Here is a 24,142-nt window from a genome sequence, read left to right as displayed (position 1 = left end):
TGGTTACTGATACGGGGAGACGACGTCGACGAGGTCGGTGTGACTGACGAGCATCCGCCGACAGCAGTAGCGCTCGACGCCGAGTTCGTCGAGGACTTCCTCGGGATCTTCGTCGCCCTCGTTCGCTCGCTCGTCGAACTCCTCCCAGTGCTCGGCGACGACGTTGCCACAGGTGAAACACCGGACCGGTACCATCATGATTGGATCACCTTAGCGGTAGGACTTCTGGTAGCGTGCCCGAGCACCCGGGCCGCCCCACTTCTTCGGTTCGGACTGGCGGACGTCGTTGACCAGCAGCGAACGATCGAACTCCATGAACGCATCGCGGAGCTCGGCGTCGTTGGTGTGCTGGACGACTCCACGCGCGATGGCGGTGCGGACGGCGTCAGCTTGGCCGCTGATGCCGCCACCCTCGACGCGAACGTCGATGTCCATCTCGCCCCGCAGGTCCTCGCCGACGATGCGGAACGGCTCGAGCATCTTGAGCCGTGACATCTCCGGTTCGACCAGTTCGACGGGCTGTGAGTTGATTCGAACGCGACCCTCGCCTTCGCGCACCGTGGCGCGAGCGACGGCCGTCTTTTTCTTGCCACTCGTGTTGGTTACCATGTGACGTTAGCACCTAACTGTTCGGACACTTCGTGCAGGTGGACGAAGCGGATGTTCGACAGTCGATCGAGCGACGTTCCCTCGAGAACCTCGGATTCGCGGGCATCGTCGTTCTCGTAGGGATCGCCGACGTAGACGCGGACGTTGTCGAGCGCTTCGCGCCCGCGCGGTTTCTTGTACGGCAGCATCCCGCGAACGGACCGCTTGAAGATCGTATCCGGTCGTCGGGGGTAGTAGGGCCCGCTGTCCGAGCCCATCTGCAGCCGCGTGCGGTACGTCTCGAAGACGTCTTCTTTGTCGCCGGTGATGACCGCGTCCTCCGCGTTGACGATCGCCACGCGCTCGCCGTCCAGCGCGCGCTGGGCGACTTCGCTGGCGACTCGGCCGAGGATGCAGTCTGCGGCATCGACGACGGTGTCTGCGTCGAACTCTGCGAGACTCATCGGATCACCCTGACGTCGGAGCCCTCGGGGTTTTCTTCGAGCACTTGCTCGAGCGATACCGGTTCGCCGACCTGTTCGATCTTCGTCTCCGCGGACGAAGAGAAGTTGACGGCGGCGACCGTGACGTTTTTCTGTAGTGCGCCGGATCCCAGCACTTTGCCGGGAACGACGACGGTCTCTTCTTCGCGTGCGTACCGCTCGATGCGGCCCAGGTTCACCTCAGCGTGGGTGCGCCGGGGCTTTTCGAGTCGATCCGCAACGTCTCGCCAGACGTCGGCGTCCGTCTGTCGGGACGTCGACTTGAGCTCGGCGATGAGATCGGTGAGCCTCGGATTGGTCTTGCTACTCATTGGTTTCCTCCAAATACTGCAACTGCCGGAACGTCGACGACACGAGAAACGGTGGCGTCGACGGTGGAATCGATTCGAGAGAAGTGATGCAGGGAGCAGGATTTGAACCTGCGGACTCCTACGAGACAGCGCCCTGAACGCTGCGCCGTTGGCCTGACTTGGCTATCCCTGCTCGCACTTCCGTCTACCCGTCGCCCCTTCAAACCCCTTTCGATTCCAGTAGGCACGCACTCGCCGGTCTCGTCGCTCACGGCGCCGGCGAGCGTCGTACCCTGATCGGGTCGGGGGCGTCGGTTCATGTTTATAACTGTACAGCTTCTTCGAGTTCGGTCGCACGCGCCTCGAGCGTCTCGGCGGCTCGCGTGACCAGTTCTTCGACGGTAAAGGAGCCGTCCGTCTCCACGTGGAAGACGAATGCCGTGGGCACGTCCTCGACCCGGACCTGTTTGCCAGGATACCGATTCGAGAGGTCGTGGTCGAACTCGCTCGTCGGAACGAGTTCGCCGTCGTCCTCGACGACGCCACGGATGATCCGCCGCTCTTCTTCTTCGAACTCGGGGAGATCACCGTCAACCTCGATTCGCTGCAGGTGACGGTAGCCGACCGCGACGCCGCCCTGGTGTTTGGCGTGGTCTTTGCCCCGGTCGAGGACGGCGTCGGCCTCCGCCTCGAGGCGCTGGCCGTCCTTGAGTTCGATGATCGGGACGTTCTCGTCTGCGGGACGAACGAGGTCGTCGCTGGTGACGAGATCGCCGGAATAGGCGGTAGCCGGCCCCTCGACGTCGATAGAGAGCGTGACCGTTTCGTCCTCGCCGAACTCGCCGACCGGCGGCGTCGTCAGCGGGACGAGCCCGAGCCGGAGCGCGAGTTGCTCGTCGAACATGACCGACGAGTTCTCGACGAACCGGACGGTGTCGATCGCCATCGTAGGTACGTCGGCGACCATCGCGCGACGGATACCGTTGGCGAACGCTGGCGTCACGCCGCGAACGAGGAATCGCGCTTCTCGATCCTCGCGTTCGACGAACTCGACGTCGTACTCCTCAGTCATGATCTAGTAGCCGCCCTTGCCTTTCGGGGCGCGCGATCCGTCGTGCGGGATCGGCGTGACGTCTTCGATGCGCCCGATTTCGATGCCGGAGCGCGCGAGTGCGCGAATCGTCGCCTGCGCGCCGGGACCGGGGGATTTCTGGAGGTTGCCGCCGGGGCCGCGAACCCGCACGTGCAGGCCCGTGATCCCGGCCGCTTTGACCTCCTCGGCGACGGACTCGGCCATCTGCATGGCCGCGTACGGCGATGCCTCGTCGCGGTTCTGCTTGACCGCCGTCCCGCCGGAGGATTTGGCGATCGTCTCCGCACCCGTAAGGTCCGTCACGGTCATGACGGTGTTGTTGAACGATGCGTGTACGTGGGCGATGCCCCATTTATCGTCGTCCTGACTCATGTTATTGACCCTCCGCGCGTTCGGGGTGGAGTTCGTCCGCGAGCGGGCTGGTTTCGTCGAATGCCACCAGATCCTCCTCGTCGACGTCGACGATGTAGGAGGGAACGCGGTGGCGCTGGTCGCCGACCGCGACGTGGCCGTGCGTGATGAACTGACGGGCCTGCTGGGTCGTGTTCGCCAGACCCGACCGGTAGACGACGGTCTGCAGGCGGCGCTCGAGGATATCCTCGATTTCGAGCGAGAGGATGTCGCCGAGTTCGTCCGTCTCGTTCAGGATGCCGACGCGCTTGAGACGACCGAGGAACTCCTCGGAGCGTCGGATGACGACCTCGTCGTCCTGGGCCTGGCCGAGCAGTTCTCGAGCCTCGCGCCGGTAGGAGCGAAGTTCGGACTGGGCGCGCCAGAGTTCTTCCTTGTTCTTGAGACCGTAGCGGTCGACGAGGGAGTGTTCGGATGCGATCCGTTCTCCCTGGTAGGGGTGGTTCGGCGTCTCGTATTGCTTCGTGTCGGTGCCGAGTGGCATTATTCGCCCTCACCCTCTTCGCCGGCTTCTTCGGCCTGTTCTTCGCGGATCTCTTCGACGTTGACTCCGATGGTGCCCTCCGTTCGGCCGGTGGACTTGGTTCGCTGGCCGCGGACCTTCTGGCCGCGCTTGTGGCGAGTTCCCTTGTAGGAGTCGATCATCTTCATCCGGTTGATGTCGTGCTGTCGAGTCAACTGGAGATCGTTGCCGATCTCGTGGGTCGTTTCACCGCTGTAGAAGTCCGTGCGCCGGTTGTTGAGCCAGTCCGGGACTTCGTCGGCGTAGTTTTCGACGACCTCGACGACCTCGTCGATGACGTCGTCGTCGAGTCGACCGAACGTCGCCGTTCGGTCGACGCCCGCTTCCGCGGCGATGAGCCGGGCGGTCCGTCGACCGATCCCATTCATCTCCGTGAGCGAGCGCTCGACGGACTTCGTCCCATCCAGGTCGGTTTGCCCGATGCGGACGAAGTACTGAAGATCTTCGTCGTCTTGTTGTTCTTGAGGTTCTTCCGCGCTCATAGTGTCGTGTATCTGTGTCTGATCTGCGTGCGTTGCAAAGTCGACTGGCGGGAAAACGCCAGCGTCGTATCCGACGTCGTGGCGGGGATTCGAACCCCGGAGGCTTGACGCCACATGGTTAGCAACCATGCGCCTTGGGCCGCTTGGCTACCACGACACCGTCGGTCTATCGTCGCCCGTCCGGACTCGGGGATCGCTCCCCTACACGTATCGCAACCGGACCTACCCCCGTGTACTACTTAAGCGCAACGAAAGGTGGCCACGCTCCGTGTGTATTCGTCCCGAGATCCCGCTCGAGTCCGGAACTCGGACGCTGGTCGAGGCGAGCGAACGGAAGCCAGGACGGGGAGCCCGGAACGGAAACGGAGCCGAGTGCCGAAAAACGACTCCCGATACCGACGGAGCCTTCAGACGGCCTCAGACGCCGGCGTATTCCTCGATGTACTCGTCGTTGATCTCCCACTCCCCGTCGTCGTTTCGAATCATGTACTCGCCGTAGTAGGGAACCCGGTTCGCGACGACGTCTCGAAACGCGTCGCGGATCTCCGGTTTCGTCATTTCGCCCATCGATTTGAGATCGTCGTTTCGATTGAGACACCCCTTCAGGTAGCCCTCGTGGGTCACGCGAACCCGATGGCAGTTCGCACAGAACGTCGGGTTCTCGACGGGGTCGACGATTTCGACCATTCCCACGCCGGACTCGTCGGACGAGGATCGGCTGGCTTCGCCGCCCTCACCGCCGCCTACCCAGTACCGCTTCCTGTCGTGCATCTCTCTGTGTTCGATCTCGACCGCCTGTTCGGCCAACCACTCGTGAACGCGCTCGATTTCGATATTCCACTCCGGCTTGCCCGTCAGTTCGGGCATGTACTCGATCAGTTGGAGTTGCAGACCGTCGTTTTCGGCGACGTGGTCGACCATCTCGGGGACGTAGCCGGCCGTGTGTTCGAAGACGACCATGTTGAGTTTGACCGGCGTGAGCCCCGCTTCGAGCGCGGCATCGACCCCCTCGATGACCTTGTCGTAGGCTCCGCTCTTGGTGATCTCGGCGAAATCCTGCGGATCGAGCGCGTCCTGGGAGACGTTGACCCGATCGAGGCCGGCGTCGACGAGCGCGTCGGCGCGACCCGGGAGGAACGTCCCGTTCGTCGTGAGCGAGACTTCCATCGCGTCCGGCGTCCGTGCGATAATTTCCTCCAGGTCCTGGCGCAACATCGGCTCTCCGCCGGTGAACTTGACCGCCTCGACGTCGAATTCGGCGGCGACCTCGAGGAACCGCACGACGTCGTCCGTCTCCATCTCGTCGTCTTGCGGATCCATCGGTCCGCGAGTGTCGCCCAGCCCCTCGTTGTGACAGTAGACGCAATCGAAGTTACACCGATCGGTGAGAGAGACGCGAACCCCCGTCACCTCGCGCCCGAACTCGTCGGTGAGCATGACACCGGTTTGCAGCCGGATCCGCTTAAACGCGCCGGAGATTTCGACGTCCCGTAACCAATTTCGGTTGCGCTTACTGACGATTTGGCGTCACGAAATCGGTTCGTGAACGAGCGACGAGGGCCCGCGGAGGACGACCGCCGGCGGCGAACGACCGCGTACAGACGACGGTCGCGGTCCGGGACCGGGACTCTTGGTCACCGGCGTGATAGCCTCGTGCATGAGTACCATCGCGGAGTTCGGCGTTCCCGCTGCGGACTTCGCACTCCGACACACGCTCGAGGCCGCGGACGACCTCGAGGTGGAGATCGAACGCGTCGTCGCGTACGACCCGGACCACGTCATGCCGTACGTCTGGTTTTCCGGGGCCGAATCGACGCTCGAAGGGCTCGACGACGCGCTGGCGGACGACGCCAGCGTCGAGGACGCCGAACGGCTCACCGATCTCGACGGCGAGCGACTCTACCGAATGCACTGGGTGGACGACGTCACCGTTATTCTTCACCTGCTGACCGAGGAGGAGGCGACCGTACTCGATGCACACGTGGAGGCCAGACAGTGGCGATTTCGGGTCCTCTTTCCCGAACGCGAAGCGATGTCACGAACGTACGAATTCGCGTCAGAGCAGGGGCTGCGTATACACATTCACAAGATTCACCAACTCGAGGAAGACCGCCACAGCCGGTTCGGGCTCACGGATGCGCAGTACGAAACGCTGGTCGCGGCCCTCGAGCGCGGCTACTACGAGATTCCTCGCGGAATGGACATGGACGAGCTATCTGACGAACTCGACATCTCTCATCAGGCATTGTCCGAGCGACTCCGACGCGCCCACCGCGCGCTCGTCGAAGAAGTGATCGATATCGGCGACTCGGACGAGAGCGAGTGATTCGGGACCGAAACCGGGACGACGGGCGGGGCGTCACGCGACGACGGAAACGGACCGGCGGAAGAGATACCCCCAACCATCTCGAACGAGGACGCATGGACGACGATATGCTCGGAGACCAGCGCCGCCTCGTCGAACTCATAGAGGAGGAGGGGTGGGACGTCACCGACCTCGAGCTATCGGCATACGACAGCCCCTGGGCCGACGAGGACGACCCGGAAGCGACGGTGACGATAACCGCTCGAAAGCCGTACGATGGCGAGGACGGTGACGACGAAGACGACGAGAACCCGTTTCGTCTGAAGTAGGGACGATCCGAGTAGGGACGAGCCGAGTAGGGACGAGCCGAGTAGGGACGAGCCGATAGCGGACGGTGAGCCGGCCGATAGCGGACGGCTCACCCCTTGATGTTACACACGGGGAACGTCCGCGCCACCTTGTCACCGATTCCCAGTTCGTCGGAGACGCGGACGACTTCGTCGACGTCCTTGTAGACGCCGGGTGCTTCCTCGGCGACCGTCGCCCCGGATTGGGCCTTGACGTAGATCTGATCCTGGCTCTCGAGTTCCTGTCGCACGTCGCCGCCCCAGTACTGTTTTTTCGCCTGCGTGCGGCTCATGAGTCGGCCCGCACCGTGGGCGGTCGATCCGAAGGTGAGGGCCATCGAGTTCTCGCCGCCCCGGAGCACGTAACTGCCGGTTCCCATACTCCCGGGGATGATCACCGGTTGGCCGACGTCGCGATAGGCCGCGGGGATCTCGGGGTGGCCGGCCGGGAACGCGCGGGTCGCGCCCTTGCGGTGGACGTAGAGTTCGCGCTCCTCGCCGTCGGCTCGCGGCTCGAGGCCGCTCGCTTCGCCCTCGGAGCCCGGCTCTCCGCTCACGGTGTGCGTCTCCTTTTTCGCGATATTGTGGGCCACGTCGTACAGCAGCTGCATGTCCATCTCTTCCCAGGAGCGATCGAACACGCGCTCGAAGACCCGCCGCGTGCGGTGCATGATCAACTGTCGGTTGACCCACGCGAAGTTGATGGCCGCGTTCATCGCGCCGTAGTAGTCCTCGGCGAGTTGCGATCCCGCGGGCGCAGCCGCCAGTTCCTTGTCCGGCAGCGTGTTCAACAGCCCCTGGTGTTGCTGCTCGATTTTCCGCAGGTAGTCGGTACACGTCTGATGGCCGAGTCCGCGCGATCCACAGTGGATCAACACGACGATCTGATCTTCCGCGAGTCCGAACGAGTCGCCGACCTCGTCGTCGAAGACGTCCGTGACGCGTTGGACCTCGAGGAAGTGGTTGCCCGACCCCAGCGACCCGATCTGGTTCTTTCCGCGGTCCTTGGCCTTCTGGCTCACCTTCGACGGGTCTGCGCCCTCGCGGACGCCTTCGTCTTCGCAGTGGAGCAAATCGTCCTCGACGGCGTAGTCGTTCTCGAGGGCCCAGTCGACGCCCCGGGCGAGGATTTCTTCGACGGTGTCGACGCCGGACTCGACGACTCCGCCGCCGCCGAGACCGGACGGGATGTTGGCAAACAGCGAGTCGACGAGTTCGGCTTCTCGCCCCTGAAGGTCGCTGTACGTCAAATTCGTCCGCATCATGCGGACGCCGCAATTGATGTCGTAGCCGACGGCCCCGGGCGAAATGCAGCCGTCTTCGGCGTCGAGCGCACCGACTCCGCCGACCGGAAAGCCGTACCCCTGGTGGCCGTCGGGCATACAGATCGCGTACTTCGTGATCCCCGGCAGGTGGGTCGTGTTCGTGATCTGCTCGAGCGTCTTGTCCCCGGCGATCTCCTCGAGTAACGCCTCGCTCGCCAGCACCCGTGCGGGAGTGCGCATCGACCCGTGCTGGGGAATCTCCCAGACGTATTCGCGCACCCGCTCGAGCGTGATGCCGTCGGCGTCGTAGGTGGTCATACCTGAACGTCGGACCGCATCGATGAAAGGTGTTCGTCTCCCCGGTGGGCCTCGTGATCCGACCTCCGTCCAGCGTCGTGATTCGACCCGCGATCCATCTCCCTCTTCGGCGTCACTCTCGAGGCGGACGCCGTTCCCGCCGGACGCGTCGGGCGGCCGTCCCGATCGAACCTAGACGTCGAAGACGACGTACGCTTCCCATTCTCCGTCGGTTCGCTCGAGTCGCATCTCCGAGTAGGTCACCGCCTTGACTTCGCGGGCGGATATCTCGGTGAGCGGGACGCCCCGGGCGCTGGCCTCGAGGTGCCAGTTCTCCGCGCCGTCGGACGATTCCGGTGTCTCCACCGATTCGACGCGGTGGTCGACGGGTAGTTCGACGCGAACGTCCCGCAGGTAAATCAGTTCGTCGAGGTAGTCGAACAGCAGGGCTTCGCGGTTCTCGGCGGTTACGCCGAACGAAAAGCGCTCGCCGCCGTCAGTCGGTACGTCGTCGCACGATGCGGCCGCCAGCCCATCGGCCACCGCTCCGAAGACCGCCTCGAGCGAATCGCCCGTGGCGGACACCGCGACGTCGGCCGTATGGTCGCGCAGTTCGAACCCCATTTACGGTCCCTTCGTCGGCGGTGTTCCTATGTTCGTCGTTTCGGGTCGCTTCCATTCCGGGGGAATCGTTGAGCGCAGCACAATTCCGTTAGCCGCGGGCTACTTCCACGCGAACACGTTATTGTCGTCTGACGTTACAGAGCCGCGACTGCCGGTGGAATTATATTGACGTCGCTGGTATGCTGACGTAGTGAGCGTCAACATCGACAGTTGCGTCGTCGCCCCGGGGAGCGACGATTTCGTGGACGAAGCCTGGCAACTGAAAGAGACGATCAACCGTCAGGAAGGCGTGCTCAAACAGCGGTACGATTTCTTTACCGACGCGTATCGCCGGTCGAAGGTACACTGTTACGTCCGAGACGGAGAACTCATCGGATTCGCCGCCGTCCGGCGCGACGGCTACATTCTGTTTCTAGCCGTGTCCCCCGACTATCGCAGCGAGGGTATCGGAAAGCGACTCATCGCCCACGTGGCACAGGATCACGATACGATCACCTGCCACGCTCGGACGAGCAACGAGAACGCCCTCCAGTTCTACGAACACCTCGGCTTCGAGATCAAGCGTCGGATCGACAACTACTACGAGGACGGCGGTGACGCCTACTATCTGAAACTCGGTGCCGACGTCGGAATCGCGGACCGAATTACGGACTTGATCCGCCGATAACGATTCGATCCCCAGTAACGGTAACGAGGGGTTGCCCCGGCGGAGATGGGCGCCGTTCTTCGCGAATACGGTCGCAGTTCTAGCCGAACCCGAACGTCGTCCCATTCGGCAGGGTTATAGCCCCCCACCGACGATTACCCGAGGCGCATGGAGGAGCGAACGAGGGCCTATCTTCGAGGGCGGTTCCGCGATCACTATCGACGGACGGAAATCACGCCACCGCCCGCCGCCAACGAACGCGAGTGGGGGTTCATCCCCTGGACCGACGGACCCGACACGACCATGGTCCGCCACCGTTCGCTACTCGAATTGGGCGACCTCTCGGAGTTTCTCGTCAGGAAGCGTCCGCGACACGTTTACTTCTCGGCGGGGCGCTTTCGCGACCCCGGTGCGAGTTCGATGCAGGCCAAAGACTGGCAGTCCGCGGATCTCGTCTTCGATCTCGACGCCGATCACCTCCCGGGCGTGACGCTCGGAACGGACAGTTACGCCGAGATGCTCGCGAAGTGCAAAGGGGCGTTGTTTCGGTTGCTCGATTTCCTCGAGAACGACTTCGCGTTCGAGGACCTCGAGATCGTCTTCTCGGGCGGTCGGGGCTACCACGTCCACGTTCGTGACGAGAACGTGGTACACTTAGAGCGGGAACACCGCCGGGAGATCGTCGATTACGTCCGCGGTATCGGCCTCGAGTTCGAGGAACTGATCGAGAGCGAGACGGTTGCCGGACTGGGGCGGAAAACGCCGACGGAACGTCGTACCCTCCGGATCGATGGCGGCTGGGGTGGGCGGACCCACGACCACTTCCTGACGTACGTCGACGACCTGCTCGAGTTGGACGAAGACGCTGCGCTCGAGCGATTACAGGAGTTCGACGGTATCGGTGAGGGGAAAGCCGCGGCGACGCTGAACGCGGCCCGAAACAATCGGGACCAGCTCGAGGCGGGCAACGTCACCGTTCACACCGCGGTCGCGCAACTGGCAGAGCGATTCGCGACCCGGGCCGTCGACCGGGACAACGCGCCCATCGACGAACCGGTCACCACCGACACGAACCGACTCATCCGTTTGCCGGGAAGCCTTCACGGCGGGAGCGGGCTCCGGACCGTCCGGCTCGAGCGCGACGAACTCGACGAGTTCGACCCCCTCGTCGACGCCGTCCCCGAGACGTTTCGTGGGCACGAGATCGCCGTCGACGTACTCGACGGGGGCGAGATCGAACTGGGAGGAGATAGCTTTACGGTCCAGGAAGGCGACCAGTCACTACCGGAGTACGTTGCCGTGTTCCTGATGGCACGCGGCCGCGCAGAGAAGGAAAAAGAATGAACCTCGACGAATTGCGTTCGATCCAGAGCAAGGAGCGCCAGAAGGATAGTCTCCAGAATCTGCGCCCTTCGTTCTATCGGGAGGTCGGCGAGTACATCGCCGGTCTCGAGGCCGAACGCGACCGCGTCGCCGAGCAGGCCGACGATCCCTTTTCCTCGCCCGAAGTCGGCCGGCTGACGGACGAGATCGAGACCGCCAAAGACGTCGTCGAGGCGGTCTACGAGCGCCGAATGGGAAAGCTCGTCAAGCAAGCCAGCCTCGCCGCGGCCGGGATGCCGGCGGACGACGAGGGCCTGACCGCCGAAGAGGTGGACCTGTTCGACGACCTCGTCGACCGAATTAGTTCGAACAAAAATCGGGTCCTGGACGTCCTCGAGGGCGTCGAGGACGCGGCCGGCACGGGATCGGATCACGAATCCGAACCCCAGCCGGAAAGCGAGTCGGACGATTCCGGCCTCTCCGCCGTGGAATCGTCTCACGAAAGTGCAAGCACGGACGACGTCCCGCCACCACCACCCGACGAACCGCCGGCCGACGCCGACCCGACGATGGCCGAGGGGTCGGGAACCGATACCGCGAGTACGGTCTCCCCGGCAGAGGCGATGGGCGGAGACGGACTGTCCGGTGAAGACGGACTCCCGAGTGAACGCGAATCGCCGACCGAAACGAAAGAGGGCCGTGAGACGACTCGGGGATCGGCCTCCGATTCCGGCACCGATTCACCGCCACCGCGAGCCGAACGTGAGACCGAACCGGCGGAGGGACGCGAGGGGTCGTCTACCGTGTCCCCCGCCGTCGAGCGAACCACCGTCAGGATCACCAGCGACATCGGCTCGATCCTCGGCGTGGACGACCGCGAGTACACCCTGACGAGCGACGACGTCGTCACGTTGCCCGAGCAAAACGCCGTTCCCCTCATCGACAGGGAAGCCGCCGAACGACTCGAGTGACGCTATCGAGCGTTCTCCTGCCGTCAGCGCCGATATTCAGTGTCGTGTGAAACCGTAACGCATACATTATCTGTCGCTAAGTCCCGTGCATGCTCGACGTCGGTGACGAAGCACCTGAATTCGAACTGCCAAACCAACACGGCGAACCGGTCCGCCGCTCCGATTTCGACGGCCAACGTCTCGTCGTGTACTTCTACCCCCGTGCGAACACGGACGGCTGTACGGTCGAAGCCCGTGGGTTCAACGAATCGCGCTCCGAACTCGCGGACCGAGACGTCGGCATCGTCGGCATCAGCGACGACCCCGTCGACGACATCGCGGCGTTCGCCGCCGACTACGACCTCGAGTTCGATTTGCTTTCGGACGAGTTCGGCGAAGTCGCCACGCTCTACGAATCGTACGGCGAAAAACGAATGTTCGGGAAGACGTTCGATGGCGTCTTCCGTAACACGTACCTCGTGGGTCCCGACGGTCGGATCGAAGCGGTCTACGAGAACGTTTCGCCCGACGATCATCCCGAAGAGATTCTCGCGGACCTCGAACCGGTCGATATCACCCACTGAGCCGCCCCGTTCCGAGATCGTCTCGTTCGGAGCGTCCGTCTCCCGTCCGAGATCACGGGGCCTACCGAAGCGCGTCCCTCCGTGATTACGTCTCGCCCACTGCGGGGACGTCCGCGTACCGTTACCGTTCGCCCGAAGAGTCACTCTGACTCCGCGGAACCGGCCGATCCGAGGACGCGAACACAACCGGTGTTGGTGATCCGAAGCACGTACTCGTCGACCGGGACGTCGACGGTGACGGTGCTGTCGGATCGGTCGTCCGTTACGAGGCGATCGAGCGCTTCGGGGTCGACGTAGTCGTACAGTGTGATCCCGTGTTCGGTCGAACAATCGATCGGATCTGTCTCGAGTGCGGCCGCGAGCGCGTACACGACGGCCGTGCTGGCCGGCGTCATTTCGTCGTAGGTACGTTCGGCGACGACCGGCCGCTCGTCCGACGGATTTCGATCAGACCCGGTCATGTACCGCGTGCCCTCCCGGGGTTCGCCCGTCGACGGTCGATCCTCTCATCCAGTCGAACGTTGATCCGTCCATCACGAGTGGTACCCGATCGTTCACTACCAAGCTTCGGCTTGAATAGAACCGTTCGATCGACGGATCCGCTTTGCGAGGGCAGTCGTCCGTCCGAGCGTAGCACGTCGAATCTCACTCCCACGACGAAGGGGCGGTCGTCGCCACTGCCGCGAACGCCGTCGGCTGGTGGACCTCTACTCCGAACGGAGGTGCCACGCGACACGTCGAAACGGTGTGACGAAGCGACGAGGTGAACGCAAAAACGGCAGTCGAGACCCTACTGGAAGGTCCGTCCGACCTGTTCTTCGGCGGCGGGCTCTGCCTGCTGGAATTCTTCTTCGAGTTCCTCGTACTGCTCTCGCGTTTCGGGGGTCACGCTGGGGTTGACCTCCTCGAGGGCGTCCTCGAAGTGTTCTCTGCTGATGCGGACGTTACCGATGGTGTCGCCCATCTCTTCGGGGTCGACCGAGTTGATGAACTCGCGACTGGCTGCCATCGAGGCTTCGCGACAGACCGCTTCGATGTCGGCACCGACGTACCCGTCCGTCTGGCTCGCGAGCCACTCCATATCGATCGATTCGGCCAGCGGCTTGTCGCGGGTGTGGACCTCGAAGATCTTCGCGCGACCATCCTCGTCGGGGACCGGTACGTGGACGTGGCGGTCGAGCCGTCCCGGCCGTAGCAGGGCGCTGTCGATCAGGTCCGGCCGGTTGGTCGTGGCGATCACGACGACGTCCTCGAGTTCCTCGAGGCCGTCGAGTTCGGTCAGCAGCTGGGAGACGACGCGTTCGCCGACGCCGGAGTCGCCCTGCCGTCGACCGCGTTCGCCCGCGATCGAGTCGATCTCGTCGAAGAAGATCACGGTCGGGGCGTTCTCGCGTGCCTTCTCGAAGACCTCGCGGACGCCCTTCTCGCTCTCTCCGACGTACTTGTTCAGCAGTTCCGGGCCCTTGATCGAGATGAAGTTCGACTGGGCCTCGTTGGCGACCGCTTTCGCGAGCAGCGTCTTCCCGGTGCCGGGCGGCCCGTACATGAGGACGCCCTTTGCCGCCTGCATGTCCATCGCCTCGAACACGTCGGGGTAGTCGAGCGGCCACTGGATCGTCTCGCGGAGCCGTTCTTTGGTGTCTCCGAGCCCGCCGACGTCGTTCCAGGTGACGTCCGGCACTTCGACGAAGACCTCGCGGAGCGCCGAGGGCTGAATTCCCTTGAGCGCCTCCTTGAAGTCGGCCTCGTTCACCTCGAGCGATTCGAGGATGTCGGCGTCGATCTCCTCGGATTCGAGGTCGAGTTCGGGGCGGATCCGACGGAGCGCGTTCATCGCGCTCTCGCGGGCGAGCGACTCGAGGTCGGCGCCCACGAACCCGTGGGTGTTCTCGGCGTACTGTTCCAGGTCGATCGACTCGGCCAGGGGCATCCCGCGGGTGTGAACCTGCAGGATCTCCTTGCGACCTTCCTTGTCGGGAACGCCGATCTCGATCTCTCGGTCGAAGCGACCGCCACGTCGGAGGGCGGGATCGATCGCGTCGACGCGATTCGTCGCCGCGATGACCGTGACCCGGCCTCGTTCCTCGAGGCCGTCCATCAGCGAGAGCAACTGGGCGACGACGCGCCGTTCGACGTCACCGCCGGCCTCCTCCCGCTTGGCGGCGATGGAGTCGAGTTCGTCGATGAAGACGATCGCGGGCGCGTTCTCCTCGGCCTCTTCGAAGACCTCGCGGAGTTGTTCCTCGCTTTCGCCATAGTACTTCGACATGATCTCCGGACCGGAGATCGTTTCGAAGTGAGCGTCGATCTCGTTGGCGACGGCCTTTGCCATCAGCGTTTTGCCGGTACCCGGCGGGCCGTGCAGGAGGACGCCCTTCGGCGGCTCGATACCGAGTTGCTGGAACAACTCGGGGTGGCGCATCGGCAACTCGATCATTTCGCGTACCTGGTCGAGTTCGTCGTCCAGGCCACCGATGTCCTCGTAGGTGACGTTCGGGACGCCTTCGGTGGAGGGGCCCCTGCCCGCGCTGACCTGTTCGGCCGGCTTCTCGGAGATTTCGATGTTCGTCGAGTCCGTGATCACGACGGTTCCGCTGGGTGACGTGTTGGCGATCTTCAGGGGGACCGACTGGCCGGAACTCGCCATGGGGCCGAACGAGAGCGAGAACGGGACCGTCTGGCCCTCGGTAACGGCCTGGCCGCTCAGTTTGTCGCGCACGAGCGGTCCGATGTCTCCGCGGATCCGCAGGTTCTGGGGGAGCGCCACGGTGACCGACTTGGCGGGCTTGACATCGGCCGGTTCGACGGTGACCGTGTCGTCGATCCCGACGTCGGCCTCCTGGCGCAGGCGACCGTCGATCCGGACGATACCACGTCCTTCGTCTTCGGGATACCCGGGCCAGACGCGTGCGACGGCCTGCCCCTCGCCCTTGCCGGCGATAGTGATGTAGTCCCCGTTCTCGAGGTCGAGTTCGTTCATCGAGACGCGGTCGATCGCGGCCAGTCCGCGACCAGCGTCTTTCTGTTTCAGGGGTTTGACGGTGAGTTTCATCGTTCCTCCTCCACTTCGATAGTGAGCACGCCATTTTTGATAAACGTGTGCGCACCTTTCGCAGTTTCGGGAAGATCGATCTCGTACTGATCGTCCTCGAAGACGACGATGACGGTATCGTCGACGAGGTCGACCGCGGCGTCAGCCCCGCCGGTTCCGAAGTCGACGGCGAAGACCGTTCCGTCGTCGTACTCGTACCGACGGGCCAACTGCCCATCTTCGCGGGTGAATTGTTCGAGGGTCATGCTGTAACTAACCCAAGGTAAGCACCCAAAATATATAAATCTTTCTCCGGCAGATCGCAAGACGGCGGCGGGTCACAGCCACAGACCATTGTTCGTAGTTCACAGCAGTTCGCTCAGCTTCCAGTCGGACGTATCGGTACTCCGTCCGTCGGCCCGTACGAATTTATTTCCACTGCTGGCGCCGTCCGGGAGCCACGAAATCGAGTCTTTATACCGATTCCGGTCGTCCCGTTACGTATGGAAACGGTATCTCATCACGGTCGAGAGACGGCGTACGATCGTGTCGACCGGGGCGGTGACGGCCCACCGATCTGTTGCGTTCACGGGAGCGGTGGAGCACGCGACATCTGGACCGGACAGTACCCGTTGGCGGATCGATACCCGGTCGTGGCGATGGACCTGAGCGGTCACGGCGACTCGTCGGACGCGGACGCGAGTTCGGGGTATACCGCACTGTCGGCCTACGCAGACGACGTACTGGCCGTCGTCGATGAAACCGACGCCGAAGTACTCGTCGGGAACTCCCTCGGCGGTGCCGTCGTCTTGCACATCCTGCTCGAGCGTGAGTTCGACCCGACCGCCGTCGTCCTGACGGGAACCGGTGCTCGGCTCGGCGTCCTCGACGATCTGTTGACGTGGCTCGACTCGGATTTCGAACGGGCCGTGAAATTTTTACACCAACCGGACCGGCTCTTTCACGATCCGGACCCGGAACTGCGGGAGCGATCGATGGAACGAATGTACGAGTGCGGGCAAGCGGTGACGCGCAGAGACTTTTTGACGTGCCACGAGTTCGACGTTCGCGACCAGCTCGCGGAAATCGACGCGCCAACCCTCGCTGTCTACGGCGAGTTCGATCGGCTGACACCGCCGTGGTTCCACGAATATCTCGCCGACGAGATAGACGGCGGCGAACTGGCCGAAGTCGAAGACGCGGGACACCTGTCGATGCGCGAACGACCGTCGGCCTTCAATTCGGCCATCGACGAATTTCTGGCACCGATCGACAACTGACGCCCACCGGACGATGGGTTTCTCCCCGGTCGGGCACTGACGAGACTCGAGGTCGTCGGTCGGTACCAGACACTCGTCACGGATGGGCTGGCGGCCGCTATGCGTTCGATATTCGTTATAGACGTCGACAGACTGCCCGTGGAATAGGGTCTCGAGACACGTTTTTCCGCGGCGCGTTCACGCGGGTGACTCGGTTCGAGTGGGCGGCGAGACGGTTCGAGTGGGCGGCGAGACTGTCCGGACGGCTACCGCCGTTGTTCGAGCGTGACGAACGAACCGGTCGTCGCGGTGATCCACTGCTTCGCCGCCGTACCTCCGCCGATTTCTCGCGGAAATATCGTACAGACCGCGACATCGTCTTTTTCGACGGTAACGTGCTGTAGGTGGTCTCTCTCGTCGACCGTAGATCCCGGTTCCCCGGGAGCGTTCTTCGGTGAGTCGGACATGTGTCCAGTCTCCGTAGCGTACCGTCGGGTAGGGCACCGAAATATATAAACACCACCCTAAACGTCGTTGTATGATCGTATGGTGTATTATTTCCCTAATATGGAGGCGAGGTGAACGGCCCGTCCCGAGGCGCGTCGAACGACGACAGAATCCGGCCGCCCAGTCCTCGACAGGAACGTTCGGCTCTCGTCCTGGTGTTGCCATTTCGTCGCCCGCCAGCGTCGAGAGACCCCGTTTCGATACCCGACCGCTTCAGTAAATGTCCTCGAGATTTCCCTCCTCGTGGCTGTGTTCCTCGGCCGGGAACTCGCCGGATTCCACCGCGGTCACGTACGCGTCGATCGCCGATTCCATTTCCGCACGGACGTTTCCGAACTGCTTCGAGAACGAGGGCGACCACTCGCTGAGTCCGACCGCGTCGTCGACCACGAGGACCTGCCCGTCGCAGTGGGGGCCGGCACCGATCCCGATTGTCGGGACGTCGAGCGCCGACGTGACCTCCGCCGCGAGGTTCGAGGGGACGTGCTCGAGGACGAGCGAGAACGCGCCGGCCTCCTCGTGGGCCTCGGCCAGTTCGAGGATGTGCCGGGCGGCTTCTCGGTCCGTCCCCTGTCGGGGATAGCCGCCGTACTTGTTGACGTGCTGGGGCGTGAGCCCCAGGTGGGCCATCACCGGAATGCCGAGTTGGACCAACTTCTCCGTCAGTTCGACGGTGTGTGGGCCGGACTCGAGTTTCACCGCGTGGGCGTCTTCCTCCTGGAGCATCCGGCCGGCGTTCTCGATGCTCGCTCGCTCGTCGACGCCGATCGAGAGGAAGGGCATGTCCGCCACGACGAGTGCGTCATCGGTCGCGCGGGCCACGGCGCCCGTGTGGCGAGCCATGTCGTCGACGGTGACCGGGAGCGTGGTCTCGTACCCGAGACTGGTATTCCCGAGGCTGTCTCCGACGAGGATGATGTCGACCCCACTTTCGTCGACGACCGCGGCCGTCGGCGCGTCGTAGGCCGTCAGCATCGTGATCGGTTCGTCACCCGCCTTCGCTCGGAGATCCCGTACGGTAGGCATACCCAACGGTTGGGCTCCCACGATTAAACCTCGTTGCTCTCGGTGTCCACCGGGGTGCATCGGACGCGACCCGCACCCGCGATGCTTAAGAGGGCCGGGAGACCATACTCGGGCGTGCCAGAACGCGTCGAAACGACCTCACCCGACGGCGTCGACTACGGCTGGGTCATGCAAACGACGTTCGTCACGACGATCCTGATCGGCGCCCCGGTCGTCGCCGTTCTGTCGACGACCGCCACCTTACCCGACTGGGGCGCTCGCGTCGAGTTCGCGGTTCGGGTCGGAGCCCTCGTCTGGTTGCTCACGTCCATCGCGGTGTTCGCGTACGCGAAGCGGCATCAGGCGTAGTTCGCACGCACCGGCACACGGTGTGGCCGATGGCGAACTCAAACGCCCGACGGTCCGTCGCCGACGTATTCGAAATCGACCCCCGCTCGTTCTGCAGTTTCGCGATCTCGGACGGAATCACCGACGAACAGCGCCCGCCCGGGGTCGGCGTCGAGTTCGCGGACGGTCGCGAGCAGCGGCTCCGGATCGGGTTTCCACGTTCCGACCGTGTCCCGTCCGACGACCACGTCGACGGCCGGTTCGAGCGCGTGTTCCGCGAGCGCGATCCGACAGGCCCGCTCGCAGTTCAGCGAACAGACCCCCGCCGGGAGCGGCCGCTCGAGTAACTCGTCGGCGCGGGCGAGTCGAACGGACGTCCGCGCGCCGTCGTGTTCGTGAGCCGCGATCGCGGATTCGACCTCCGCGGCCAGTCCCACGTCGACCGCCGACTCGAGCATGTTCCAGAGGCCGTCACCAGGGGGTTCGACGTTCGCACGGTCGTACACCTCGCGGACGTCGACCGCGACGGCGTTCCAGTCGACGTCCAGTTCGACGAGGGTGCCGTCCAGATCGTAGACGATGGCGTCGTACCCGGTCATACGTTCCGATAGGTGCGACGGGTGATTATGAGCTTCGGTCGTCCGGACCGACTTACTCGGCGCTCGTGGCGCCGGTCGCGGGCCGAGTGTGGTGACGGATCGCGGACGTGAGCGCCGCCCCCAAAATGAAGGCGGTCGTGAAGGTGGACACCGTCGATATGTGTTCTCGTGGGAGGAGAACCCAGAGGAGTACCGTCGCGACTCCGATTCCCACGAGCGTCGCGATCGACGTAACTAGGGGGCTGTCACGTCCGACGTGGACGTCCGCCAGCGTATATGCCATCGCCGTTCCGACGAGTAGTCCGATACCGACGGCCGCGACTGTCACTTCGATGGAGACGATATCCCGCTCAAGATCGGTCAAGAACAGCAGATGCGACAGTGCAAAGGCGTAGAGGAACCGCCGGACGTTTTCCGGCCGCTCGCTCGAGTCCCGTGCGGACGAATCCGTCGTGGACCAATCATCCATATAGTTACGCCCGATGATGAACGTAAAGAAATGCCTTCCGGTCGGCGGTACCGCTACTCGAGCAGTTCTCGCGCGATGACCCGTTTCTGTATTTCGGTCGTCCCCTCGTAGATTTCGGTTATCTTCGCGTCGCGGTAGAGTCGTTCGACCTCGCCTTCCGTGACGTACCCGTAGCCGCCGTGGATCTGGACGGCCTCGTTAGTCGCGAACATCGCCGTCTCGCTCGCGAAGTACTTCGCCATGCTCGCCTCGAGCGCCGCACCGCCCGCGGCCCGTTTCCCTGCGGCGTCTCGGGTCAGCAGTCGCGCGGCCCTGATCCGGGTTGCCATCTCCGCGAGCTTGTGGCGAACCGCCTGAATGTCGGCGATCGGTCCGCCGAACTGGTCGCGTTCCTGACTGTACGACAGCGCCTCGTCGAGCGCGCACTGGGCGAGCCCGACCGACTGGGCGGCGATGGCGATCCGGCCGCCGGTGAGGATGTGGAACGCGGCCGACAGCCCCGCACCCTCCTCGGTCAACCGATTTTCGGCGGGAATTCGAACGCCGTCGAAGGTCAGGCTCGTGGTGTCGCTCGCACGCAGGCCCAGTTTGTCCTCTTTTTCGCCGACGGTCAATCCGTCGACGTCACCGGGGACGAGAAACTGGGTTACCGTCGACGGGTCGTCGCGGTCGGTCTTCGCGAAGAGGATGTAGACGCCCGCCCGCTCGCCGTTCGTGATCCACTGCTTCTCGCCGTCGATGACGTATTCGTCACCGTCCGGTTTCGCCTGGGTGGACATCTCCGCGGGGTTCGATCCGGCGTGGGGTTCCGACAGCGCGAACGCCCCGACCGGTCGCCCGTCGGCCATGTCTGGCAACCAGCGGTCCTGCTGGGTTTCGCTCCCGAATTCCGCAATGCAGGAGGTCGCGAGAGAGTGAACCGACAGCGCCGTCGCCACGGCCAACATTCCGTACGCGACCTCCTCGTTTACGACGGCCGCCGTGACCGGGTCCGCGTCGTACCCGCCGTACTCCTCGGGGACCGTCAGTCCCGTCAGGTCCATCTCGGCCAGTCCGTCCCAGACCGCTTCGGGGAACTCCTGTTCGCCGTCCGCCTCGAGTGCGGTCGGCCTGATCTCTTCCCGGGCGAACTCTCGGACGGCGTCTCGAACGGCCACCTGTTCGTCGCTGAGTTCCATACCCGCCATTCGACTGCCGTGACAAAAGTCTCCGCGTCGATGCCGGACGGTCCCGCACTGGTGCCCAACGCCCCAGGCGGTCAGATTCCCTCGAGGCCGACGTCTTCCAGTCGGTCACGCATCTCCCGTGCGGACTCCTCGTCTTTCAGTCGAAGCGGACTCCGCAGCGGACCGGCGTCGAATCCTCGCATCTCGAGGGCCGTTTTGACGCCGGACATGTACGCGCCGCCGGTCTTGAACGCCTCTCGCACGCGGAATATGTCGCTCTGTAATTCGCGTGCACGGGCCTCGTCGCCGGAGTCGTAGGCCTCGTAACAGTCGACGACCAGTTCGGGGAACGCGTTCGCGACCGCGCTAACCGCACCCGAACAGCCGATCTCGAGCCCGGCGAAGACGAGCGAATCGGATCCCGCCAGAAACGTCAGATCGGGGTGTGCGTCGATCGCCTGGGCGAGCCAGGGAACGTTTTTGCTCGAGTCCTTACAGCCGACGACGGTGTCGATTGCCGCGAGGTCGGCCAGCGTCTCGAGGGAGAGTTCGTTACCGGTCTTGCTCGGAATGTGGTATATGTACAGCGGGAGGGAGACGGCTTCGGCAACCCGCCGGTAGTGCTCGAGTGCCCCGTCGTGGTCCAGCGGATAGTAGTACGGTGTCACGACGACGACGCCGTCCGCACCGACCGATTCGGCGTGCTCGGCGTGAGCGACGGTCCGATACGTGCTCGGGGAACCGACGCCGGCGATGACGGGCACCTCGTCGCCGACCTCGTCGACGACGGCTTCGATCACGTCGTCGCGCTCCTCGCCCGTGAGAAGTGGAAACTCGCCGTTGGTTCCCAGGGGAAACACGCCGTGAGCCCCCCGATCGACGACGAATCGAGCGTGTGATGCGGTCGCCTCGTAATCGACGGACTCGTCGTCCCGAAACACCGTTACGGTCGGGGGAACGACGCCGTGGAGTGACAGCGGGTCGTCCCGTCCGGGATCGTGATACGCCATACCGTTGCGTCCGCCGAGCAGCGCCAAAAAACGCGTGCCGGCAGTGTCGCTCTGCGTCCGTGTCCGTGTGAAATCGGCGGTTACACAGATTCGAGGAGAAAGCCCACGACTTCAGTCGTGGGAGTAGTCACTGGCGGACGTCAATCGGAGGTCGCCAGCCCGCCTGCCGACCCGTCCACCTGTTCGCCCGCGAGAACGCGATTCGCTCGCCGAAGTCGCTCGGAAAGTGCCTGATGGGAAATCTCGAGTTCGTTCGCGAGTTCCTCGAGCGAGATTTCGCGCGGGACGTCGTAGTACCCCTGCCGATACGCTTCGGCGACGGCTTCCTGCTGCGGTTCCGTCAGTGCCGCCGACGTTTCGAAGTCCTCGTTCTGGCCGGCCTCGACCATTCGCTTGACGTCGATGGCGACGCCCCGTTTTTCGATGTCGGAGACGGCCCTCGAGAGTTCCTCGCGCCGAGTGAAAAGGAGCCGAAGCGTCCACCTCCCATCGGAGACCTGCGCATCGAGGACCGTCCCGCGGTGTCTGTACACACACCGGCAGATCGAGCCGACAGCGTCGGTGTACTGGAGACGGTAGAACAGTTCCCCCTCGTCGGTCCGCCCGAGTAACTGACGGTACTCGGCTACCGTCGGGTCGGCCGCGAGGGCCTCCTCGAGTTCCCCGCGGTCGACGTTCGAAAACCAGACCAGCGGGGTCGTCCGGACCGGCCCTTCTGCAACGACGCTTTCGACACGGACATCGAGGGCCGGTAGTTGCTGGAAGGTCTCTGCGAGTGCGAACTCGTCAGTCGAAAGCGTCAGTTCTGTGATCGTCGTCATTCGTGGGTCACCTCGCGTGCAATCGCGAGTCCGAGCGGCGGTACTGTCCGATCTCGGACACGACCGGTCGCGCAAGGGGACGGCCGACTCGTCCGCTTCCCTCACACCGCGCTCGCCGACCACTGACCTACTGGCCTCGCGGAGCAGTACCCGAACGCGCTCGGGCGGATCGATCTGATCGAAAGATAGCCCTCGAGACAGTTGATGAGCCGGCATTTGTGTTCTGGCCGTTTAAACGACGTCTCACAGCGATCGGCGGCCACAGCGGATGGTGGTCTCGAAATTTCGGTTTTCAGACCGGAGCGGAAACCCTCCTGACGAACGCGGAGCGATCACCCGTCAGACCGGGGCGGGAATCCTAGCCGAGACGAGCGAATCGATTGAGCGCGTACACCGTTCGGAGGACGTCCACGCTTTTCCCGCGGTCGAAGACGAGTTCGTCCGTTTCGAGGACGTGCTGGAGGGTGTCCTGCGAGGCGTGTTCGGGCGCGGCCGAGATGCCGGCGTCCGTGTCCGCGACCCACTTCATGACCCGGAGGTCGCTCTTCGAGTCGCCCATCACGAGCGCGAACGGATCGTCGACGCCGAGAACGTCGAGCGCCCGCTCCACGCCGACCACCTTGTTCAGTTCCAGACTGCCGATCTCGGCCGCATCGGCCTCGTAGTACGCGACGTCGATGCGCTCGAGGACCGCTGCGATCCGGTCTGGGACGGCCTCGGCGTCGAGGTCCGGATACGCGCCCTCGCCCTCGAGAACGGCTCTGACCTCGGGATCCTGGACCGCGTAGAACGCGCGCGTCCAGTCGACGACCGCTTCGCCGGCCAGCGTCGGTTCGTCGGCGTCGTCGGCCTCGATGTCGTCTTCACCGAGGGCCGTACAGACGGCGTCCGCGAGCAGGTCGATCAGATACACGAGTGCCTCGTCGATGATTTCACGGGCGTCCGCGGAGCCGGTTTCGTAGTTGGGCTTCATCGTGACGTTGAACTCGTTGCCCTGGAGGTGACAGCCTCGCCGGAGCCCTTCGGGGGCTTCCGGAAGCACGCGTGACCGGACGCCGTCGAAGACGGTCCGGATCGACTCGTCGAGATCTTCGTAGAGTAACTGCTTCGTCTCGGCACCGTGGCCCGGCGTGAACACGCCCGTTCCCGCCTCGTAGACGATCGAGAGGTCCCCCGAGTGAACGATTTCGCTGCCGAGTCCCTGGATCGCGAACCCCTTGACGTTCTCCAGGGTCTGGCCCGTGCAGATGACGATCGGCACCCCGGCTTCGTGAAATTCCGTCAGGAGGTGCAACGTGTCTCGCGGGATCTCGTTGTCCGTCCCGCCCGCGGATCGCAGCGTCTCGTCGACGTCGAGGACGAGGACGTTGACGGACCTGCCGTACTTCGCCTCGAGATCGAGGGCCGTAAAGGCCTGGTCGCGGGTCGCGTGGGCGACGATTTCCGCGAACGTCTCGCCGGCCGCGAACGACGAGCGAATCTCGTCCTTTCGGTGTTCGAGTTCCTCGGTCGCGCCCTGCCAGTGTTCGAGGGCGACTCGAGAATCGACGGCCGGAAAGACGTCCACGAACTCCTGGTACTCCCGCAACGTCTTCGTGTCGTACTCGTCGTAGAGCTGGTAGACGAGGTCGTATCGTTCCATGCAACGTACAGGTATGGGCAGCCGGATAATCGTTTCCGGTCGCGACGGATCGAA

Annotated in this window: 30 protein-coding genes and 2 tRNA genes; 8 read left to right on the top strand and 24 right to left on the bottom strand. The window is 63.9% G+C overall.

All coding sequences use genetic code 11. From position 1 onward, the window contains the following. Positions 1 to 3 precede the first annotated feature (3 nt). The 11 genes from NJT13_RS03405 to moaA all read right to left on the bottom strand — a co-directional run bounded on the left by NJT13_RS03405 (position 4) and on the right by moaA (position 5,327). Positions 4 to 198, bottom strand: a complete 195-nt coding sequence (locus NJT13_RS03405) for a DNA-directed RNA polymerase subunit N (RefSeq protein ID WP_254524083.1) — start codon at positions 196 to 198, stop codon at positions 4 to 6. A gap of 12 nt (positions 199 to 210) precedes the next feature. Next, a complete protein-coding gene (locus tag NJT13_RS03400) occupies positions 211 to 609 on the bottom strand; it encodes a 30S ribosomal protein S9 (RefSeq protein ID WP_179259974.1) in 399 nt (132 codons plus the stop codon). Beyond that, entirely contained in the window at positions 603 to 1,052 is a 450-nt protein-coding gene (locus NJT13_RS03395; protein ID WP_254524082.1) for a 50S ribosomal protein L13, read from the bottom strand. Before NJT13_RS03395 ends, NJT13_RS03400 begins: the two co-directional genes overlap by 7 nt. Next, on the bottom strand, positions 1,049 to 1,402 hold the full coding sequence (locus NJT13_RS03390; protein WP_254524081.1) for a 50S ribosomal protein L18e: 354 nt from the start codon (positions 1,400 to 1,402) through the stop codon (positions 1,049 to 1,051). The genes NJT13_RS03395 and NJT13_RS03390 overlap by 4 nt, the downstream gene beginning before the upstream one ends. An 87-nt stretch (positions 1,403 to 1,489) precedes the next feature. Next, positions 1,490 to 1,574: transfer RNA gene (locus tag NJT13_RS03385), tRNA-Leu, on the bottom strand. 129 nt (positions 1,575 to 1,703) lie between these two features. Then, positions 1,704 to 2,453 carry a DNA-directed RNA polymerase subunit D gene (locus NJT13_RS03380; RefSeq protein ID WP_254524080.1) on the bottom strand — a complete coding sequence of 250 codons (750 nt, stop codon included), beginning with the start codon at positions 2,451 to 2,453 and terminating at the stop codon, positions 1,704 to 1,706. Between the two features lie 3 nt (positions 2,454 to 2,456). Beyond that, complete coding sequence (locus NJT13_RS03375; RefSeq protein ID WP_066295959.1) at positions 2,457 to 2,846, bottom strand: 30S ribosomal protein S11; 390 nt, start codon at positions 2,844 to 2,846, stop codon at positions 2,457 to 2,459. A 1-nt stretch (position 2,847) separates the two neighbouring features. Further along, positions 2,848 to 3,369, bottom strand: a complete 522-nt coding sequence (locus NJT13_RS03370; protein ID WP_254524079.1) for a 30S ribosomal protein S4 — start codon at positions 3,367 to 3,369, stop codon at positions 2,848 to 2,850. Beyond that, on the bottom strand, positions 3,369 to 3,890 hold the full coding sequence (locus tag NJT13_RS03365) for a 30S ribosomal protein S13 (protein WP_254524078.1): 522 nt from the start codon (positions 3,888 to 3,890) through the stop codon (positions 3,369 to 3,371). Before NJT13_RS03365 ends, NJT13_RS03370 begins: the two co-directional genes overlap by 1 nt. Before the next feature lie 74 nt (positions 3,891 to 3,964). Then, a tRNA-Ser gene (locus NJT13_RS03360) sits at positions 3,965 to 4,047 on the bottom strand. A gap of 260 nt (positions 4,048 to 4,307) precedes the next feature. Further along, on the bottom strand, positions 4,308 to 5,327 hold the full coding sequence (gene moaA / locus NJT13_RS03355; RefSeq protein ID WP_254524077.1) for a GTP 3',8-cyclase MoaA: 1,020 nt from the start codon (positions 5,325 to 5,327) through the stop codon (positions 4,308 to 4,310). 220 nt (positions 5,328 to 5,547) lie between these two features. Between moaA and NJT13_RS03350 the strand changes: the two genes are divergently transcribed. Together NJT13_RS03350 and NJT13_RS03345 are read left to right on the top strand one after the other, a co-directional pair. Further along, positions 5,548 to 6,216 carry a helix-turn-helix domain-containing protein gene (locus NJT13_RS03350; RefSeq protein WP_254524076.1) on the top strand — a complete coding sequence of 223 codons (669 nt, stop codon included), beginning with the start codon at positions 5,548 to 5,550 and terminating at the stop codon, positions 6,214 to 6,216. Positions 6,217 to 6,311: 95 nt separating this feature from the next. After that, the gene (locus NJT13_RS03345) at positions 6,312 to 6,524 is read left to right on the top strand and encodes a hypothetical protein (protein WP_254524075.1); all 213 of its coding nucleotides are present in this window, start codon (positions 6,312 to 6,314) and stop codon (positions 6,522 to 6,524) included. Between the two features lie 89 nt (positions 6,525 to 6,613). Here the strand turns inward: NJT13_RS03345 and NJT13_RS03340 are convergent, their stop codons facing one another. Both NJT13_RS03340 and NJT13_RS03335 read right to left on the bottom strand, forming a co-directional pair. Next, on the bottom strand, positions 6,614 to 8,125 hold the full coding sequence (locus NJT13_RS03340; protein WP_254524074.1) for an RtcB family protein: 1,512 nt from the start codon (positions 8,123 to 8,125) through the stop codon (positions 6,614 to 6,616). Positions 8,126 to 8,296: 171 nt separating this feature from the next. After that, positions 8,297 to 8,728 (bottom strand): archease, encoded by a 432-nt coding sequence (locus NJT13_RS03335; protein ID WP_254524073.1) that lies wholly within the window; start codon positions 8,726 to 8,728, stop codon positions 8,297 to 8,299. 190 nt (positions 8,729 to 8,918) lie between these two features. On the opposite strand from NJT13_RS03335, the gene NJT13_RS03330 reads away from it, so the two are divergent. From NJT13_RS03330 to bcp, 4 genes are all read left to right on the top strand, one after another. After that, a complete protein-coding gene (locus NJT13_RS03330) occupies positions 8,919 to 9,395 on the top strand; it encodes a GNAT family N-acetyltransferase (RefSeq protein WP_254524072.1) in 477 nt (158 codons plus the stop codon). Positions 9,396 to 9,542: 147 nt separating this feature from the next. Next, entirely contained in the window at positions 9,543 to 10,718 is a 1,176-nt protein-coding gene (gene priS, locus NJT13_RS03325) for a DNA primase small subunit PriS (RefSeq protein ID WP_254524071.1), read from the top strand. Further along, positions 10,715 to 11,668: a DNA replication complex subunit Gins51 gene (locus NJT13_RS03320; protein ID WP_254524070.1), complete on the top strand. Its 954-nt coding sequence runs from the start codon at positions 10,715 to 10,717 to the stop codon at positions 11,666 to 11,668. Before priS ends, NJT13_RS03320 begins: the two co-directional genes overlap by 4 nt. 89 nt (positions 11,669 to 11,757) lie before the next feature. Further along, positions 11,758 to 12,231 carry a thioredoxin-dependent thiol peroxidase gene (gene bcp, locus NJT13_RS03315; RefSeq protein ID WP_254524069.1) on the top strand — a complete coding sequence of 158 codons (474 nt, stop codon included), beginning with the start codon at positions 11,758 to 11,760 and terminating at the stop codon, positions 12,229 to 12,231. Positions 12,232 to 12,371: 140 nt separating this feature from the next. Here bcp and NJT13_RS03310 read toward each other — a convergent pair whose 3' ends face one another. From NJT13_RS03310 to NJT13_RS03300, 3 genes are all read right to left on the bottom strand, one after another. Beyond that, on the bottom strand, positions 12,372 to 12,692 hold the full coding sequence (locus NJT13_RS03310) for a HalOD1 output domain-containing protein (RefSeq protein ID WP_254524068.1): 321 nt from the start codon (positions 12,690 to 12,692) through the stop codon (positions 12,372 to 12,374). 329 nt (positions 12,693 to 13,021) lie between these two features. Then, complete coding sequence (locus NJT13_RS03305; protein WP_254524067.1) at positions 13,022 to 15,283, bottom strand: CDC48 family AAA ATPase; 2,262 nt, start codon at positions 15,281 to 15,283, stop codon at positions 13,022 to 13,024. Continuing rightward, the gene (locus tag NJT13_RS03300) at positions 15,280 to 15,528 is read right to left on the bottom strand and encodes a DUF7127 family protein (protein WP_254524066.1); all 249 of its coding nucleotides are present in this window, start codon (positions 15,526 to 15,528) and stop codon (positions 15,280 to 15,282) included. Before NJT13_RS03300 ends, NJT13_RS03305 begins: the two co-directional genes overlap by 4 nt. A gap of 237 nt (positions 15,529 to 15,765) precedes the next feature. Between NJT13_RS03300 and NJT13_RS03295 the strand changes: the two genes are divergently transcribed. Continuing rightward, positions 15,766 to 16,542, top strand: a complete 777-nt coding sequence (locus NJT13_RS03295; RefSeq protein ID WP_254524065.1) for an alpha/beta fold hydrolase — start codon at positions 15,766 to 15,768, stop codon at positions 16,540 to 16,542. Between the two features lie 245 nt (positions 16,543 to 16,787). Here the strand turns inward: NJT13_RS03295 and NJT13_RS03290 are convergent, their stop codons facing one another. Next, positions 16,788 to 16,988, bottom strand: coding sequence for a DUF7511 domain-containing protein (locus tag NJT13_RS03290; protein ID WP_254524064.1), 201 nt, complete (start codon positions 16,986 to 16,988; stop codon positions 16,788 to 16,790). 253 nt (positions 16,989 to 17,241) lie between these two features. Continuing rightward, on the bottom strand, positions 17,242 to 18,054 hold the full coding sequence (gene panB, locus NJT13_RS03285) for a 3-methyl-2-oxobutanoate hydroxymethyltransferase (RefSeq protein WP_254524063.1): 813 nt from the start codon (positions 18,052 to 18,054) through the stop codon (positions 17,242 to 17,244). A gap of 114 nt (positions 18,055 to 18,168) precedes the next feature. Between panB and NJT13_RS03280 the strand changes: the two genes are divergently transcribed. Further along, complete coding sequence (locus tag NJT13_RS03280; RefSeq protein ID WP_254524062.1) at positions 18,169 to 18,402, top strand: DUF5822 domain-containing protein; 234 nt, start codon at positions 18,169 to 18,171, stop codon at positions 18,400 to 18,402. A gap of 38 nt (positions 18,403 to 18,440) precedes the next feature. Here NJT13_RS03280 and NJT13_RS03275 read toward each other — a convergent pair whose 3' ends face one another. The 6 genes from NJT13_RS03275 to NJT13_RS03250 form a co-directional block, all read right to left on the bottom strand. Next, the gene (locus NJT13_RS03275) at positions 18,441 to 18,980 is read right to left on the bottom strand and encodes an HAD family hydrolase (RefSeq protein WP_254524061.1); all 540 of its coding nucleotides are present in this window, start codon (positions 18,978 to 18,980) and stop codon (positions 18,441 to 18,443) included. 52 nt (positions 18,981 to 19,032) lie between these two features. After that, complete coding sequence (locus tag NJT13_RS03270) at positions 19,033 to 19,449, bottom strand: hypothetical protein (RefSeq protein ID WP_254524060.1); 417 nt, start codon at positions 19,447 to 19,449, stop codon at positions 19,033 to 19,035. A 53-nt stretch (positions 19,450 to 19,502) separates the two neighbouring features. After that, positions 19,503 to 20,627: an acyl-CoA dehydrogenase family protein gene (locus NJT13_RS03265; protein WP_254524059.1), complete on the bottom strand. Its 1,125-nt coding sequence runs from the start codon at positions 20,625 to 20,627 to the stop codon at positions 19,503 to 19,505. Positions 20,628 to 20,707: 80 nt separating this feature from the next. Further along, positions 20,708 to 21,625, bottom strand: coding sequence for a dihydrodipicolinate synthase family protein (locus NJT13_RS03260; protein ID WP_254524058.1), 918 nt, complete (start codon positions 21,623 to 21,625; stop codon positions 20,708 to 20,710). A 140-nt stretch (positions 21,626 to 21,765) separates the two neighbouring features. Further along, a complete protein-coding gene (locus tag NJT13_RS03255; RefSeq protein ID WP_254524057.1) occupies positions 21,766 to 22,446 on the bottom strand; it encodes a helix-turn-helix domain-containing protein in 681 nt (226 codons plus the stop codon). A 358-nt stretch (positions 22,447 to 22,804) separates the two neighbouring features. Then, positions 22,805 to 24,088 carry an HAD family hydrolase gene (locus tag NJT13_RS03250; RefSeq protein WP_254524056.1) on the bottom strand — a complete coding sequence of 428 codons (1,284 nt, stop codon included), beginning with the start codon at positions 24,086 to 24,088 and terminating at the stop codon, positions 22,805 to 22,807. Positions 24,089 to 24,142 lie beyond the last annotated feature (54 nt).

Origin of the sequence: Natrinema caseinilyticum, from assembly GCF_024227435.1 — an archaeon.
Taxonomy (GTDB): domain Archaea; phylum Halobacteriota; class Halobacteria; order Halobacteriales; family Natrialbaceae; genus Natrinema; species Natrinema caseinilyticum.
This window is presented reverse-complemented; position numbering and strand designations above follow the sequence as displayed.